General features: G+C 64.7%; 14 protein-coding genes and 1 pseudogene. 5 read left to right on the forward strand and 10 right to left on the reverse strand.

All coding sequences use genetic code 11. From position 1 onward, the window contains the following. Nucleotides 1–55 precede the first annotated feature (55 nt). The 4 genes from efeU to SKC41_RS23030 all read left to right on the forward strand — a co-directional run bounded on the left by efeU (nt 56) and on the right by SKC41_RS23030 (nt 5,340). Nucleotides 56–1,666, forward strand: a complete 1,611-nt coding sequence (gene efeU / locus SKC41_RS23015; protein ID WP_330979969.1) for an iron uptake transporter permease EfeU — start codon at nt 56–58, stop codon at nt 1,664–1,666. A gap of 7 nt (nt 1,667–1,673) precedes the next feature. Next, nucleotides 1,674–2,888, forward strand: a complete 1,215-nt coding sequence (gene efeO / locus SKC41_RS23020) for an iron uptake system protein EfeO (RefSeq protein ID WP_442931768.1) — start codon at nt 1,674–1,676, stop codon at nt 2,886–2,888. A gap of 2 nt (nt 2,889–2,890) precedes the next feature. Further along, entirely contained in the window at nt 2,891–4,198 is a 1,308-nt protein-coding gene (gene efeB / locus SKC41_RS23025; RefSeq protein ID WP_330979970.1) for an iron uptake transporter deferrochelatase/peroxidase subunit, read from the forward strand. A 254-nt stretch (nt 4,199–4,452) separates the two neighbouring features. Continuing rightward, a complete protein-coding gene (locus SKC41_RS23030) occupies nt 4,453–5,340 on the forward strand; it encodes a universal stress protein (protein ID WP_330979971.1) in 888 nt (295 codons plus the stop codon). On the opposite strand, the gene mhpA is transcribed toward SKC41_RS23030, so the two are convergent. The 3 genes from mhpA to SKC41_RS23045 are packed head-to-tail and all read right to left on the reverse strand — an operon-like array spanning nt 5,318 to nt 8,939. Next, a complete protein-coding gene (gene mhpA, locus SKC41_RS23035; protein ID WP_330979972.1) occupies nt 5,318–6,877 on the reverse strand; it encodes a bifunctional 3-(3-hydroxy-phenyl)propionate/3-hydroxycinnamic acid hydroxylase MhpA in 1,560 nt (519 codons plus the stop codon). The two genes, SKC41_RS23030 and mhpA, sit on opposite strands and share 23 nt — an antisense overlap. After that, complete coding sequence (locus SKC41_RS23040; protein WP_330979973.1) at nt 6,874–7,809, reverse strand: fumarylacetoacetate hydrolase family protein; 936 nt, start codon at nt 7,807–7,809, stop codon at nt 6,874–6,876. Before SKC41_RS23040 ends, mhpA begins: the two co-directional genes overlap by 4 nt. After that, nucleotides 7,806–8,939 (reverse strand): VOC family protein, encoded by a 1,134-nt coding sequence (locus SKC41_RS23045; protein WP_330979974.1) that lies wholly within the window; start codon nt 8,937–8,939, stop codon nt 7,806–7,808. The genes SKC41_RS23040 and SKC41_RS23045 overlap by 4 nt, the downstream gene beginning before the upstream one ends. A gap of 90 nt (nt 8,940–9,029) precedes the next feature. Here SKC41_RS23045 and SKC41_RS23050 point away from each other — a divergent pair, with 90 nt between their 5' ends. Beyond that, complete coding sequence (locus tag SKC41_RS23050) at nt 9,030–9,671, forward strand: TetR/AcrR family transcriptional regulator (RefSeq protein ID WP_330980105.1); 642 nt, start codon at nt 9,030–9,032, stop codon at nt 9,669–9,671. Nucleotides 9,672–9,694: 23 nt separating this feature from the next. Here the strand turns inward: SKC41_RS23050 and SKC41_RS23055 are convergent, their stop codons facing one another. From SKC41_RS23055 to SKC41_RS23085, 7 genes and pseudogenes are all read right to left on the reverse strand, one after another. After that, a complete protein-coding gene (locus SKC41_RS23055) occupies nt 9,695–11,023 on the reverse strand; it encodes an acyltransferase family protein (RefSeq protein WP_330979975.1) in 1,329 nt (442 codons plus the stop codon). Nucleotides 11,024–11,101: 78 nt separating this feature from the next. Beyond that, nucleotides 11,102–11,230: pseudogene (gene pstB / locus SKC41_RS23060) on the reverse strand (phosphate ABC transporter ATP-binding protein); the annotation flags it as partial. 153 nt (nt 11,231–11,383) lie between these two features. Beyond that, nucleotides 11,384–11,866, reverse strand: a complete 483-nt coding sequence (locus SKC41_RS23065) for a hydrogenase maturation protease (protein ID WP_330979976.1) — start codon at nt 11,864–11,866, stop codon at nt 11,384–11,386. After that, on the reverse strand, nt 11,850–13,310 hold the full coding sequence (locus SKC41_RS23070; RefSeq protein ID WP_330979977.1) for a Ni/Fe hydrogenase subunit alpha: 1,461 nt from the start codon (nt 13,308–13,310) through the stop codon (nt 11,850–11,852). The genes SKC41_RS23065 and SKC41_RS23070 overlap by 17 nt, the downstream gene beginning before the upstream one ends. A gap of 15 nt (nt 13,311–13,325) precedes the next feature. Beyond that, complete coding sequence (locus tag SKC41_RS23075; protein ID WP_330979978.1) at nt 13,326–13,955, reverse strand: NADP oxidoreductase; 630 nt, start codon at nt 13,953–13,955, stop codon at nt 13,326–13,328. After that, a complete protein-coding gene (locus SKC41_RS23080) occupies nt 13,952–14,665 on the reverse strand; it encodes a 2Fe-2S iron-sulfur cluster-binding protein (RefSeq protein WP_330979979.1) in 714 nt (237 codons plus the stop codon). Before SKC41_RS23080 ends, SKC41_RS23075 begins: the two co-directional genes overlap by 4 nt. Further along, nucleotides 14,662–16,446, reverse strand: coding sequence for an NAD(P)H-dependent oxidoreductase subunit E (locus tag SKC41_RS23085; protein ID WP_330979980.1), 1,785 nt, complete (start codon nt 16,444–16,446; stop codon nt 14,662–14,664). Before SKC41_RS23085 ends, SKC41_RS23080 begins: the two co-directional genes overlap by 4 nt. Between the last annotated feature and the right edge of the window lie 8 nt (nt 16,447–16,454).

The following is a 16,454-nucleotide window of genomic DNA, read 5'->3' on the forward strand; positions in this document are numbered from 1 at the left end:
CAACTTAGGCTAGGCTAAGTCGAAGGTCCCGATCCGCGGGATGGGAATCGGACGCATGCAAGGCATATTCGGCGTTTTCCTCGGCACGTTCCTCATCGGCCTGCGCGAAGGCCTGGAGGCGACGCTTATCGTGAGCATCGTTGCGGCCTTCCTCAAGCGAAGTGGGCAGTCGACCCGTCCGATGTTTGGCGGCGTGGCCTTGGCGGTGCTGATCAGCGTTGCGGTCGGCGTCGGTCTGGATCTGTTCTCGGCGACGCTTCCACAGGCCCAGCAGGAGATGATGGAGACGGTCATCAACGCCATTGCCGTGGTGTTTGTGACCTCGATGATCATCTGGATGAACCGCAATTCCATGCGGCTCAAGGGCGAACTCGAGCGCGAAGCCCAACAGGCGCTCAACCGTGGTGGGTCACTTGCGCTCGTCGCCATGGCGTTCCTGGCCGTCCTCAAGGAAGGCTTCGAGACGTCGGTGTTCCTGCTGGCGGCCGCACAGACGTCGCACGGCAACCGGTGGTTCGCCGTGCTGGGCGGCGCGGTCGGGCTCGGGGTGTCGATACTGCTGGGTGTCGGTCTGTACTTCGGCGGTCTGAAGCTCAATCTCGGCCGCTTCTTCCGAATCACCGGGGTGTTCCTGGTGCTGATCGCCGCCGGGCTGGTGCTGGGCGCGCTGCGTACCGCACACGAGGCGGGCTGGGTGACCATCGGCCAGCAGCAGGTGCTCGATTTCTCCGCCTGGATACCGAGCCAGTCCGTGCTGGGCGCGTTGCTCGCCGGCGTGTTCGGCATCCCCACCGACCCTCGCCTCATCGAGGTGCTGGGCTGGCTGCTGTACGCGGTGCCCGTGCTCGTCGCCTTCCTCTGGCCTGCGCGCCTGGCGGCGACGCCGCGAGCCCGCTGCCGGCTGCAGCTGGCAGCCGCGGCGGTGCTGGTCATCGTCGCGGCGGTGCTGGCGACCATGGCGCCCGCCGATAGCTCGTCGCCGAGTGCGCGGGCGCGCACCGTCACTGACCACTCCGGCCACACCGCCCGCGTGTCGATCACGACCGGCCCGCACGGACGTGAGCTGACCGTCGCCGCCGACGACACCTCGACCGTCCGCCGCATCCCGCTGATCCCGGCGGACGACCAAACCGTGGACGGTTTGCCGGTTCAGGCATGGCAGGCTTCAGAACCCGCCGGCGCCGATGGCGCGCCGGCGGTCACGCTGGATCAATTGCGAAACATGGCGGGGGGCCGGCTGCCGGTCGGTCTGGCGGCCGGCCGCACCCCGGGGCCGTTTGTGGGGCAGTGGGCAACGACTACGGTGTATACGGTTCTCACGCAAGGTGATTCCGTCATCAGTGCGCAAGCGACGAGCAACCGCACGGCGATCTTGACCGGCGGTGGGCTGACCGGGGCTAAGACCGTCAGCCTTGGTGGGCTACCGACGGACTGGTCGACCACCGCCGCCGAAGACCAGTCGACCGCCGGGCAGATCGCCGCCGGCACCCAGAAACACGCCGAGCGACAGCTATGGCGGGTCTGGCTTCCGTTGGTACTAGCCTGCTTTGCGCTGGCTTGTGCCCTTGGCGCCATAATCTCGATGCGCAGTGACGCGCGAGCCGAACAGGAGAGGAAAACGAGTGATAGCGAATCGCACCGCCCGGGCAAGGTCGCGGTCTCGTGAATTCTGGCTGATCGCACCGGCTTTGGTAGCCATCACGGTATTGGCCGCGGCGGGCTGCAACCACTCGAACGGAGCCTCGAGCCCCCCGACATCTCGGCAAGCCAGTGCACCCGGCGGGACGAACGCTGTCAAAGTAACGATGGCCAACAGCGGCGGAAAAGACGGTTGCGCGCTGGACACCACCAGCGTGCCGGCCGGGCCGGTGACCTTCACCGTCGTCAACACCAGCGCGCCGGGCATCACCGAGATGGAGTTGCTCCGAGATCAGCGCATCGTTGGCGAGAAGGAGAACCTCGCACCCGGGTTGAACCCGGTGTCGTTCACGGTCACTCTGGACGGCGGCTCGTATCAGCTGTATTGCCCCGGAGCGAGTGCGGAATACCAAACCCTGACGGTGACGGGTCAGGCGCCGGCAGGGCCGGCGGGTACGGTGGCGAGCATCCTCGGTCAGGGCACCAGGGACTACGCGACCTACATCGTGACTCAGATCGGCCAGCTCAGTGACGGAGTGAAAGCACTCGATACGGCGATCCAGTCCGGCAACCTCGACGCCGCCAAGGCGGCCTACGCCAAAGCCCGACTGTTCTATGAGCGCGCGGAATCCAGCGTCGAGGGCTTCGTCCTGCCGGGCTTCGCGGTCGGCGACAACGCGGGCAGCCTGGACTATCTGATCGACATGCGCGCTTCCACTCCCGTCGACGCCAAGGTCGGGTGGAAGGGCTTCCACGCCATCGAGCGCGACCTCTGGCAGGGTAACGCGATCACCCCCGGTACCAAGGCCTTGAGCACCGAATTGGTCGGTAACGTAGGCAAATTGAAAGATGTGGTCGCCGGCCTGCAATACAAGCCCGAGGACTTGGCAAACGGCGCAAGCGATTTGATCGAAGAGGTGCAGAACACCAAGATCACCGGCGAGGAAGAGGCATTCAGTCACATTGACCTGGTTGACTTTTCGGGAAACGTCGAAGGCGCCCAACAGGCTTACGCTTCGCTTCGGCCGGGCCTGGAGAAGATCGACGCCAACCTGGTCAGTCAGATCGATCAGCAATTCCGTGCGGTGCTCAGTGTGCTGGACGGCTACCGCGACCCGGCCGCGCTGGGCGGTTACCGGACGTACACTCCGGTACTGCAGGGCAGCGATGCGCCGAAACTGACCGCGGTGATTCAGCCCCTGCACCAGAGCCTGTCCATGGTCGCTCAAAAAGTGGTCTCCGCCAACTGATCATGGCTGACGACGAGGCGGCCGAACCTGCCGACGGCGTCGAGACGCCGGCCGATGACGCGTCAGTATCGCGGCGGCGGATGCTCGGCGGCGCGATGCTGGCCGGTCTCACCGGGACCGCGGTCGGTGCCGTCGGTGGCGGGTTCGCCGGCTACGCGTCCGCGACCGCGCACCACGGCGACAATGACGACATCGTGGACATGCGCCGCAGCTATCCCTTCTACGGCCAGGTGCACCAGGGCGGAATCGCCACGCTCCCACAGCGTTACGCCGTCTTCATGTCGTTCTCGTTGGCTTCGGCCGCCGTCCGTGCCGATGTCCAGGCGCTGCTGGCGCGCTGGTCGGCCGCGGTGGCGGTGCTGCAGCAGGGTAAGCCCGTCGGAACGGTCCAGCCACAGGTCGAGGTGCAGCCTCCCACCGATACCGGGGAAGCCTTCGGACTGAGCCCCGCCAGTCTCACCGTCACGATCGGATTGGGGCCGTCGCTCTTCGGTGATCGGTTCGGTCTTGCCGCGCGGCGTCCGGCGGTATTCACTGATCTGCCGCCGCTCAACGGGGACAACCTCGATCCGAGGCTGCACGGCGGCGATCTGTCGGTGCAAGCCTGCGCCGACGACCCGCAGGTCTGCTATCACGCGGTGCGAAATCTGGCCCGCCTCGGCCGCAATATCGTGTCCCCGTTCTGGGCGGTGCTGGGTTTCGGCCGAGCCTCGGCCGGCCCTGGTCAGCAGACCCCGCGAAACCTGTTGGGATTCAAGGACGGTACCCGCAACGTCGCCACCGAGACGGAGTACGAACGTTTCGTCTGGGTCGACAACAGCGACCAGTCGTGGATGAACGGCGGCACCTATCAGGTCGTCCGCAAGATCCGGATGCTGCTGGAGACGTGGGACGTCGACCGGATCGGCAACCAGCAGAAGATCTTCGGACGTACCAAGCAGGAAGGAGCGCCGCTGGGCGGCAAGGCCGAATTCGACACGCCGAACTTCGCCGCCAAGGGCGCCGACGGCGAACCGCTGATCGATCCGCGCTCACACGTCGGCTTGGCCGCCCGGGAAAACAATGACGGCATCATGATCCGCCGGCGCTCCTACAACTACACCGACGGCCTGGACCCCAATGGCCAACTGAATGCCGGACTGCTGTTCGTCTCGTATCAAAATGATCCGCAACATTTCATGCGTCTGCAGAACCGGCTGGGCGCCAACGATCTCCTCAACGAGTACGTCCGTCACATCGGTTCAGCTATCTTCGCAGTGCCGCCCGCGCCTGCAGAAGGCCACTACATCGCGCAAAGTTTGTTCGGCTGAGCAAATCTCGCTCGGGCTTGGCGGTCGCGCCGAGTACCGCCAATGACTTTCCACGACAACACAGTTCCCGCCGTCGCCTGCGTCGAGGACCGATACCGATAGCTCGACGACCAGGCGTCGCACCGGGAAAGACACCGGTCGATGCGCTGCTGCCCACCTGGTGAAGGTCCTGAAGTCCCGGTGGTTGGGGACCAAAGCCTCACGACCGACACCACGCCGGTCAATAGCGTTACTCCTGACGAAAGGAGTACGAAATGTCGGCACCTGTCAAACCACTGGGTATCGTTGTCGCGGTCGACGGCTCACCCGCATCGGACACCGCCGTTGTCTGGGCGGCCCGCGACGCGGCGATGCACAACATTCCGCTGACCCTTTTCCACGCGGTGGTGACTCCCACCACTACTTGGCCGCCGGTTCCCTATCCCGACTCGCTGTTGGTAAAGCTGGAAGACGATTGCCGCCGGCAACTCGCTCACGCATTCAAGTTGGCCGAGGAGGCGATGCCGGCAGACCGTAAGGTCACCATCACCAAGGAGTTCGTCTATTCGACTCCGGCGCTGGCCCTGATCAAGATGTCCGACGACGCCGAGATGATCGTCGTGGGCAGCTCGGGTCGCGGGCTGCTGGCCCGCGGTGTGCTCGGTTCGGTCAGTTCAACCGTGGTGCGCCACGCCAACTGCCCGGTCGCGGTCATCCGCGACGAAGACGTGCCGGACCCGCAGCACGGCCCCGTCCTGGTGGGGATCGACGGTTCACCGGCGTCCGAACTCGCAACGGCGATCGCGTTCGATCAAGCGTCTCGCCGGGGAGTCGATCTGGTGGCTCTGCACGCTTGGAGTGACGTCGCAATCCTCGAACTTCCAGCATTCGACTGGGAGGCGGTCGAGGCCGATGCCGAGCGCAGTCTCACCGAAAGGCTGGCGGGTTGGCACGAACAATATCCCGATGTCACGGTGCGCCGCCTGCTGGCTCGTGATCTGCCCGCCCAACAGATCATTCAACAGGCAAAGTCGTCAGAGGCGCAGCTGGTGGTGGTGGGCAGTCACGGCCGCGGTGGTCTCACCGGCCTGATCCTGGGTTCGGTAAGTAACACCGTCCTGCATTCGGTGTTGGTCCCGGTCATCGTTGCGCGGCCGACTTGAGCGTCGGGCCGAACCGGCCATCCACGACGCCGCATGCCCATGCGCACAGCGCGGAGACGTCGCGCCCGACGCGCATCACCGTCCGATCCGGGCGGACTAGCGCGGTCGTGGCGTGGCCGTCGCGCAGCCATTGCGCGAGTTCGTCGCCTGGCTGGGCAACCAGCACGATGAAGCCGCGCTGCGCAAGCGCGGCTTCATCGGCGGCGTTTGGGCTGCGGGTGGTGATCAGGCCGAAGCCGCTTCCCAACAGCTCGTCGAGCCGCTGATCATCGGCCAGCCGCGGGTTCGGGCATAGCTTGCCGGCGAGGTGGCCGGGCCGGCGTGATCTGCACACCAGCGCGGACGAAGGCAGTGCCGGCGTGGTGGAGTCAACCACCTTGTCGCGCAGGCCAGGGATCAGCCGTAACCGGGGCAGCACTACGCGGCGGAGCGCATTGCCCACCCGGGCGCCCCCGGTCATCGCGCGACCGACGTTCAGCGCCAACCGAATCAGGCTTCGGGTGTGCGGTTTACGTTCCTGCTCATAGGTATCCAGAACGGCCGGGGCAAGGTTGCCATGGTGAACTCCGGCGATCTTCCAGGCGAGATTCATCGCGTCGCGCACTCCGGCTCCCATGCCCTGGCCGATAAACGGGGGAGTGAGGTGCGCCGCGTCACCGAGGATAAAGATGTTGCCCCGGCGCCAGCGCTCGGCGATCTGAGCGCGAAACGTGTACTCCGTGACGCGCAGCACCGCCAGTTCGTGGTCCTCCACACCGGCAGTCCAAGGCGTGATCAGCGGCCGCAAGGCAGTCACAGTGCCGAATTCGTCGGCACATTCGCCGTCGAGCAACTGGAACTCCCAGCGGTAGCGTGACGCTCCGATACGCATGTAGGTACCCGCGCGAGTCGGATCACACACCTGGTGCACGCCTTCCCACTGGCCCAGGTCGGCTTCGGTGGCGACGTCGACGACCAGCCAGCGCTGTTCGAAGTTCAAATCCTTCATGGCTGAGCCTATTTGGGTGCGCACCAGGCTGTTGGCTCCGTCGCAACCCAGCAGGTAGTCGGTATCGACCTGGTGCACGGTGCCGTCGGTGCGGTCGGTGAAGGTGACGCGCACGTATTGTCCGGTGTCGGTCACGTCGGTAACCTCGGTTTCGCCGCGCAGCGCAGCCCGGGGGTGCCGCTTGAGGTTTGCCCGCAGCAGTGCCTCCAACTCCGGTTGGTCGAACATGTTGGCCTGCGGAAATCCATTGCGGCTGCGGGCGGTATCGCGAGTGAACTCGGCGAGGACGCGGAGACGACCATCGAGCAATCGCAAGCCCAGCGTCGGCCGCGAAATAGCGGCGAACTCGTCGGCGATGCCGAGCCGGGCGATAACGCGGTAAATCTCGTCGTCGAGATGGACGGCGCGTGGTTGTTGATAGACGCCGCGCCAGCGATCGAGGACCAGGTTGTCCACGCCGTACTGCGCCAACAGTGTCGCGGCGGTGATGCCGGTCGGTCCGCCGCCGACGATCACGACGGGAACGCGCCGAATAGCCTTAGCGCTCACGCGAATCGGACGGCGTTGCGCTGTGTCCCGAGGTCGATGGCTCCGTCGTCGGTGGCGACCGTCGCCTCGACGATGTCACCGCGTTGCAGATAATTCGGGTTGCCGGCCTGACGGCTGAAGAACACCTTCCACTTGAGGGAGGTCGGCAGCAGGTTCCCGATCATCGCCAGCGGCTTGGGTGGTGCGCTGAGCGCGGTGCCGGCCGGGGTGCCGGTGAGCACCAAGTCACCCGGGGCGAGTTCCTGGAAGGCGGTGAGTGACTGCAGAGCTTGCAGCGGCCGATACAACATGTCGCCGTCGACCAGCGCGTTCTGCCGTTCGACGCCGTTGACGCTCAGCCGCAGCCGCAGATCGCCGAAGCGGGCGAGCTCGTCGGCCGTCAGCAACACCAGCTGCGGTCCCACCGGGGTGAATGTCGGATACGACTTGGCCTCGTAGAACTGGGTTTGCGGAAGCTGGACGTCGCGGGCCGAAACATCATTGGTGACCACCAATCCGGCGATGCACTCGGCCAAGTTCGCGTCGGAAATGGTGGTGCCGACCGGGATTGCGCGCCCGATCACCAACCCGATTTCCACTTCGTAGTCGAGCAGCTGAACGTGTGGCGGTTTGACGATCTCATCGAACGGACCGGTGATCGATGCCGAGGCCTTGCGAAAGAACGTCAGCGGAACCGATGCCGGGTCCATGCCCGCGTCCCTGACGTGCGACTCAAAGTTGGTCATTTGAGCCACCACTCGGCACGGCCGGGTCACCGGCGAAAGCAGCGGGAGGTCGCCTACCGGGACGGTGTGCGCAGTTGCGGCGGCGTCGATTGCCGCCCGATCCGCCAGCAGCGCGCCAGTCGTCGTCGCCGCGGTGTCGATCTTCGCCGCACCCGTCCCGGTTTTGAGCCACCAGGCGTCGGCAGTGCGCAGGACGGAAACGGTCATGATGCGGGCACCTTCAGTAGACCGATGAGGCGGCTGATATCGAATTCGTTGCGGGTGCGCAGAGCGGTGATCATCGAAACCAGTTCGTGGCGAGCCGATTTCAGATCGGTTCCCAGAAAGTCTCTGGTCGCCGCCGGTCCCCACTGGGCCAAGCCGGACGCGCGCAACGGTGCCCAGCCGGGTTCGACGGTGTTGTCGAATAGGTCTCCGTCGGCGAAGTGCTCGACCAGAAAGCCGTCGGGATCGCGCCAATAGTCGAAGATCTGGCTGCCCTGGATGTGCCTGCCGATTCCCCACGAGCGAAAGTAGCCACACTCGCGCAGGTATTCCCCGCCCGCGGCCAGGGCATCGAGATCGCTGACCTGATAAGCGGAATGGACGTAGCGGTTCTCCGGACCCAGAGCCACCGCCAGTGTGTGGTGATCGGCGGGCGTCGCTCCTCGATCGCAACGGATGAAGCTCATGGTCGGTCCGCGTTCGCGCTGCCCCGGAAAGAACAGGAAGTCGCTGACGACCATCCCCAGATTGTCCAGATACCAGTTCAGGGTTTCGAGGTATTTCGTGGTCTGCACCACCAGGTGCCCCAGGCGTTGCACTCGAGCGGGCACCCGTGCCGGACGCTGGCCGGCGTTGATGCGCTGCGGATGGTCGCCGAAGTTGAACGTGTGGGACTGCTGGGTCGGCAGCTCCGGCAGCTCGTGCATGCCGGCAACCACGCGGACCGGCATGCCGCTGGGGTCGATCAGGTCGACCGACACGCCCCCGAGGGAATCCGGCAGCGGCCGCGCGCGGGTGCCGCACGTGTCGGCCAGTCGCAGCACATCGGCCTCGTCCGCCGCCCGAAAGGCCGCGCCGGTGAACCGCGTTCGCGGTCCGTGCCGCACGATCACGCACGGTGCGCCCGCCCGGGTACCACGCAGCTGAATTTCGTCCGGGCCGCGGTGTGCCGACGCAAACCCGAACGCCCGCGCGAATGCCTCGGAGCGGGGCAGGTCCGGCTTCTCGAACTCGAGCCACGCGATGTCGACGACCTTGATCACCGGATTCCGGGACCGGCCGCTGGGTTCGCCCGGGAGTGCGCCCTGCTCACTGTGCAGATCCCGGTGTGTGTCACTGACTTGAGGAAACATAACTGACGAAATCGTCACATACGAGACAACGCTCAGTCAAGGTTTCTGACGAAATCCTCAAAAGTGATGCATACTCTGTCAGTGAGCGTGATGCCCGAGGAAGCCGACCAGCCCAATCGTCTAGAGCGGCGCAAGCAGCGCACCAGGGCGGCGCTGATCAAGGCCGCGCAACGGATGATCGCCGAGGGCAAACTCAACGTGCCGGTTCTCGAGATCACCCAGGCCGCCGACGTCGGAATGGGTTCCTTCTACAACCACTTCGACACCAAGGAGCAATTGTTCGCGGCCGCGGTCGCCGACGTGCTCGATGCCCACGGGGCGATGCTGGACCGGCTCACCGAATCGATCGAGGATCCGGCCGAAACCTTCGCCGCCAGTTTCCGGCTGACCGGTCGGCTATTTCGTCAGCGACCCCAGGAGAGCGAGATTCTGCTGGCGCATGGACCCGCATTACTGTCGTCCGACCGCGGCCTTGCTCCCCGGGCGCTGCGCGATATCAGGGCCGGCGTCGATGCGGGCAGGTTCGATGTCGATGACCCGGAGCTCGCCCTCGCCATGGCCGGCGGTGCGCTGCTCGGGCTCGGAAAGCTACTGCGCGACGATCCGGACCGCGACGACGCGCGTGCCGCCGACACCGTCACCGAAAATGTGCTGCGCCTGTTCGGGCTCGGGGCCGACGAGGCCCGCGAAGTGTGTCGGCGTCCGTTGCCCGATGCGTTCACCGAGGCCTGAACGGTCACACGCGATTGCTCACGTCAACTTTTCGTCGACGCGGGCGCCGCGGGTCGCGGGCTGACCTGTTTGGGACGAAGCGCCACCAGTAGCGCACCGACCGCGAAGACCGCGACCGTCACCCGTGCAAAGTGCCCGTCCGGGGCGAACCCGTCGGCGGCGACGAACTCGAGGCCGTATGCCGCCAGCACCGCACCCAGCAGCATGACCGGTTCGGCCCCGCGCTGCGGCAGCGGGATGCCGAGCAGGGGGAGTGGCGCGGCGAACAGGCCCCGTCCCCACCACAACAACACCATCTCGACCGCCGTCACGAGTCCCAGGATGGCAATCCATTGCAGCCGGCCCAGCCACCACTGCGCCGTGCCCTCCGCCGGTTGCATCAACAAGCCGGCCGGGTAACCGACGAGGGCCACGATCACGACCGGAATCATGTGCCACAGGTAGAGGGCCATCACGTTGTTGTTGCCGACGGCGAGCACCCGTTGGATCGCGCCCGCGCGCAGGATGCGATTGAGCGCGGGTGCGGCCGCCATCGCGATTCCAGCCTGCGCGCATCCGAACGCGAGCATGGCCACCGTCGGCGGTGAGGTGTTCTGCACGGCTTGGCCGGGAACGCCGATCATGCTGATCGGATAGTCCGCCAGCCAGATCAGAAGTGCCAGGGCGACACCAGCTCCGGTGGCGAGCAGCAGGGGCCTACGGCCGGCCAATAGCCCACCATGCCAAGCGATGCCGAGCTGATACAGCGTTCCCCAACACAACAGGTAGTTCAGCCAACCGAGGTCGTGCAACGGGCCCTGTTTCAACATGGTGTCCACCACGGTGACTGCCACAGCGATCACGACCGGCACCCAAAGCCCCCAACGGCGTTGTGCGGCAATCGCAACCGGGGTCAGCGAAACCACCAACACGTATACGGCGAGGAACCACAGGTGCATCGCCACCGCCCAGCCCGCATATTCCAGTAGCGAACTGCCGACACCGTAGGCCGCCGCAGCCACCACGATCGCCGACACCAGCGCGACGTATACCACCGTCGGACCCAGGACGCGCGCGAGTCGGCGCCGAAGCCAGGCCTGCCGCGACACCCCGCCGCTCTCGCGGTGATGCGTCCAGGACACCGCACCCGCATAACCGGCCACCAGGAAGAATACCGGCACCGCCTGAAACGGCCAGGTCAGCCACTGCGTCCAGGGCATGTCGACGAGCGGATTCTGCCGTCCGAAATGTCCGTCGTGGTAGGTCACGGATCCGGCCAGCCAGTGCCCCAGCACGATCAGGATCACGCCCGAGACGCGGTAGTAATCCACCGCCAAATTGCGGTCCGGGCGTGCGGTGTCTGCCTGGTCCATCAGTTCACGGGAAGCTCGAGCGGATACACAGCGCCACGGTACCCGTTCGCGGTCAAGCCGCATCGAAGGTCAGGTGGGTCAGCCGAACCGACCGGAAACGTAATCCTCGGTGGATTTTTGGTCGGGCATGGAGAAAATCTGCCGGGTGCCGTTGATTTCGACCAACCGTCCGCGTTTGCCGCTGGCCTCGAGGTGAAAGAACGCGGTGCCGGATGCGCCGAAATCGACTGTGCCCGCGACGATCTGCTGCACACCGCCGCCGTAGCCGGTGGGCTGATAGGCGACCTGCACCCCTCACCACACCAATGACGGCCACTGCGAGCCGGCAGTCCAAAGAAGTGTCCACTCGTGCGGCCGGCGCTACTGCGGTCTCGACAAGAACCCCAATGAGTGGCTGAGGTTGTGTTCGGCGGCGTTGGTCAGTCCTTGTTGGAGTTCCCATTCGTAGCCGCGGATCGCCAGCAAATAGGCGTGAGGAACGGTTTCGAAGCACTGCTGGGTGGTGGCCAGGATTGCCGGCACTGAGATTGCGTGCGAGGTGAAGCTGAAGTCCAGCTTCGGCTCCGGACGGCTGACGGTGAACGATTTGACCGCAGGGTCTTTCGTGGCATCCACGAACAGCACTCGCGAAAATCGGCTGATCAGATCGGCGTCTTCGAGGCTCAGCTGATAGGTACGGCGCAGGTGTGCACGAGGCTGAGGACGGATTTGCTCGAGCCGGTCGATGAAGGCCCAGCCCAACCCGTCGTCCTGACGTCCGGCGTTACCGATGCCGTAGATCAGCGACGTGGGATTGTCGAGCAGCGCGAGACTGACACAGTCTGGTTCAGCGCACGTGTTCATCGAGCACCCGCCCCCGCGAGTCGACAACGGTGACGACCAAGGGCATCTGCCCCAGGGCGTGGGTGGCGCAGCTCAGGCAGGGATCGTAGGCGCGGATCCCCACCTCGATGGCATTCATCATGCCCTCGGTGATCTCAGCCTGGCCGCCGAGATAGTCCTCGGCGACGCTGCGTACCGTCCGGTTGAGCACCTGGTTGTTCTGGGTGGTGGCCACGATCAAGTTGGCGAAGGTGATATTGCCTTCGCGATCGGCGCGGTAGTGGTGCAACAGGGTCCCCCGGGGGGCTTCCACCACCCCGACTCCCTCTCCGGTCCAGGCATCCGGTGACACCACGAGGTCATCCTTTTGCAGGTCGGGATCGTTGAGCAAGCCCCTGATCACCTCGGCGGCGTGGACGATTTCGATGGTGCGCGCCCAATTGGTATGCAGCGTCATATTGTTGGCGCGTCCGCCAGTGTAAGCGTGAAACCTCTCCAGCGCTTCGGCGGCGATCGGTGTCGACAGGGCTTGGGTGACGTTGAGCCGGGCCAGCGGGCCTACCCGCACCGAGCCGGCGTCGCGGCCGAGGTCGGTGAGGTACGGGAACTTCATGTAGGTCCACTTCTCGACACCCTCGGAGAAGTGATCGAGATAGTCGCGGTAATCGAACTCGCGGATGAGCTTCTTCTGCTCGTCGATGACCCTGAGCCGCCCATCGTAGTAGTCGACGTTGCCGTCATCGTCCACCAGACACATGTTCAGCGCCGCCACATTGGCGAAGCCGTCGACTTGGGCGCGGTGCTCGTCATGGAAGTCGTAGAACATCTGCAGACCCAGCTGAGCGTCGTCGATGACCTCGTCGATGGAGGACAATCCGTCCTCGCCGCGCAGCAAGCGGTTCACGTCGGCGGCTGTCAGGTTTTTGTTCACGCCACCGGGCACCGCGGAAAGGCCGTGCATGCGCTTTCCGAAGACGGCGGCGATGACCTCCTGGCCCCACTTACGCAGCCGGACAACACGTTTGATGAGATCTGGGTTGGCCTCGATCAGTCCGATTAGGTTGCGCTGCTCGGGCGCGGCGTCTATCCCGAACAACATCTCCGGTACCACCAGGTAGAAGTAGGCGGTGACGTGTGATTGCAGCATCTGTGCGTAGTGACCCAGCCGGCGCATCTTGATTGCTGTCGGGGTGAGACTCGTGCCCGACGCCGGCCCGACGCCGATCATGTCGTCGAGGGCCTTGGCGCCGCCAAGGTGGTGGCTGACGAAACAGATCCCACAGATCCGCTGCATGAGAACTGGTGCTTCCCAGTACGGGTGGCCCTGAATGAACTTCTCGTAGCCGCGGAACTCCACCACGTGCAGCTTGGCATCGATGACGTTGTGCTCGTCATCGAGTTCGATGACCACCTTTCCGTGTCCTTCGATTCGGGTGACCGGATCGATTACGAGTGTCTTCGCCATACCGGCATTCCCCGATCAGTCGAAACGGTTAAGAGACTTGGGCAGATTCACAGGACGTCCGTTGACCAGATCCTCCAGGACGTCAAGGATTGCGTCCGCCTCCGGCGGGCAGCCCGGGATGAAGTAGTCCATCTGCACGACTTCGTGGCACGGATAGACGTCGTTGGTGAGGATGGGGATCCGATGGTGGTAGGGAACCACCGGACTGGAGGCGGGCGGCGCCGTCGGGGAGTTCGTGTAGGCCTCCGCAAGACAATCCTTGAGGCCCACCAGGTTACGCAGTGCCGGGACACCACCCCAGATCGCGCAAGCGCCGACCGAGATCAGCACGTCGCAGTTATCCCTGAAGTGCCGCAGTGTCTCGATATTGTCCTTGTTGGCGACGCCACCCTCGATGAATCCGATCGCGCACCGCTCCGGAATGCGCTTGATGTCGGTGAAGGACGATCGCAGTATTGTGATTTTGTCCAGCAGGTCCATCATCCGCTCGTCGATGTCGAGCAACGACAAGCTACATCCCCAACAGCCACACAGGCTGATCATCGAGACCTTGATCTTGCCAGCGCGTTTCGCGGCCAATTCGGGGTCGAGCGGGGTGGCCGGAAGTTGATGCGATGCAAGCTCATTGGTGTTCGACGCCGTCACTTGCCTTGCCTCCGTAGTGGTTCGAGCGCCCGGTCCTTCACCGATTCGACTTCGTAGCGCCGCTCGCCGATAGGCTCGTCATACCCAACCCCTTTTTCGAGTATCGTTCCAACGGGACAGATGTCGACGGCCTCGCGGACCTGTTCGACGGGCATCCTGTTGGCCAGTTCGACATCGATCTCGATGCGGGCATCCGCGCCGCGGCCGCTGATGCTGAAGATCTTTTTGCCGGTCTCGCGATCCCGGACGAACTCCACACAACGCTGGCAGAAGATGCAGCGGTCGCGCTCCAGCCAGATCGTGTCCGCCGCATGGTCGGCGACCCGCTCGGGGAACTGGTACGGGAAACGGGACACCGTCATGTCGACCTCGTAGCCGACCGCCTGCAGCGTGCACCGGCCGGACTTCTCGCAACTCGGGCAGTTGTGGTTGCCTTCAGAAAACAGCATCTCCACCAATGCTTTACGCGCATCGGTGGTTTCCGGGTCATTGACCTCCACCCGCATCCCATCGCTGACCTCGACCGCACAAGCGGGGGCGACCGCGCCGTTCACCTTGACCGAACACACCCGGCAGGTACCCAGGACAGGATGGTCGGGCAGATAGCACAAGGTCGGGATGTAGACGCCCGCCTCGGCGGCGACATCGACGAGCGTCGCGCCCTCCTCGCAGGTGATGCCTTCGCCATCGATCTCGATCCGGACGCTCACAGCGACTCCTGCGGAGCGAGCTCGGCAACGGCTTGGGCATAACCGGTCAGCTCAGCCTCCGAGTCGAAGGACGGCAGCAGGTCGCCATTTCGCTCACGAAGTCGGGCCGAATAGATTTCCGGAAACTTTTTCAGTGTGGTCAGGATCGGATTGGGCGAGGTGGCGCCGAGCCCGCACCGGCTGGTTTTAGCGACGATCCCACCCCAGGCAACCATGTCGTCGAGATCGGATCGGACCGCCCGACCCGCGGCCACCAGGCCGACCTTCTGCCGCAGCATCACATTGCCCGCACGACAGGGCACACAGATGCCGCAGGACTCGTCGACAAAGAACTGCATGAAGTCCCCGACGATGTCGAGCAGGTCGCGTTCGTGGTTGAACACCATGAAGGAGCCGTTGCAGGACAGGTCGTCGTAGCCGAATCTGCGGTCGGCATCGGCGGCCACCGAAAGCATCTCACCGGAGGGACCGCTGATCTGTACGGCCCGCGGGTTGTCGGCGCCGACCATCTTGAGCACCTGACGCAGGGTCACCCCCCACTCCACCTCGTAGATCCCGGGCGCGGCGCAGTCGCCGGCAACGCTGATCAGCCGGGTGCCGGTTGACCCCGGCACCCCCATTGCCGTGAACCACGCGGCACCCTCCTGCATGATCCGGCTCGCCGCGGCGAATGTCTCGACGTTGTTGACGACCGTCGGCTTGCCCAGGAAACCGTGCTCGACCGGGAAAGGCGGCTTGAGTCGGGGCGTTCCCCGCTTGCCCTCACAGGACTCGAGGAGCGCGGTTTCGTCGCCGCAGATGTAGGCGCCGGCGCCCAACTGGATGCGGATGTCGAACCCGTCCCCGAGCACGCCATCCTTGCGTAGCTCCGCCAGCTGCCGGGCGAGGTAATCGCGCAGGTACGCATACTCCGCGCGGAGGTAGAGGATGCCGTTGCGGGCCCCAACGCCGTGCGCCGCGATCGCCATGCCCACGAATACCTGCTTGGGCGAATAGGTCAGCAGCGCCCGGTCCTTGAAGGTTCCGGGCTCGCCCTCATCGGCGTTGCAGATGATGTACTTCTCGTCGCCGGTCGCCGCACGGCAGAACTTCCACTTGTTGCCGGTGGGGAAACCCGCGCCGCCCAGCCCCCGCAGGCCGGACTCGGAGACGGCGGCGATCACGTTCTCAGGCGTCATCGCCAGGCAGCGGCGCCACAACGCGCCGTAATCGGTTATACCGCAAAAGAACACCGGTCCCGACGTATGCACGGTGGTGCGTGTCAGCGCATCGACATATGCCACTTCGTCGGGTGGCAGGCCGGCCGGATTGGCGATCTGCGCCGCTGATTCACCCCTTTTCAGTCGCCCTATGATCTCGCCGACCGAAGCCGGTGTCAGGTCTGTGAACACGACATCGTCGATGAGCATCGCCGGTTCGTGGTCACTCATCCCGATGCACGCTGTTTCGAGCAGCCCGAAGTCGTCTGACCCGGGGCCGCCGAATCGTGTCCCGGTCTCGAGTTCGAGGGCCTCGTACACCTGGCGGTAGCCGTGCATTTTCGCGATGACGTTGTTGCTCAGATAAATTCGGTGACGGCCCGACGGCGTGGTGTGGAAGAAATGGTAGAACGTCGCAGTCTCCAAAACATCCTCGACGGAGAGCCCGAGCCAATCGGCTATCCCAGCGGCGGATTCGGCGGAAATGTAGCCGGATTCGCGTTGCACATCCCACAGAATGTCGATGAGCCCAGCACGGTCACGCTCGTGCCGATTAAGAATCGTCGCGATACCGGAAGTCATCGTTGCTG

The organism is Mycobacterium sp. 050128 (assembly GCF_036409155.1).
Classification (GTDB): Bacteria; Actinomycetota; Actinomycetes; order Mycobacteriales; family Mycobacteriaceae; genus Mycobacterium.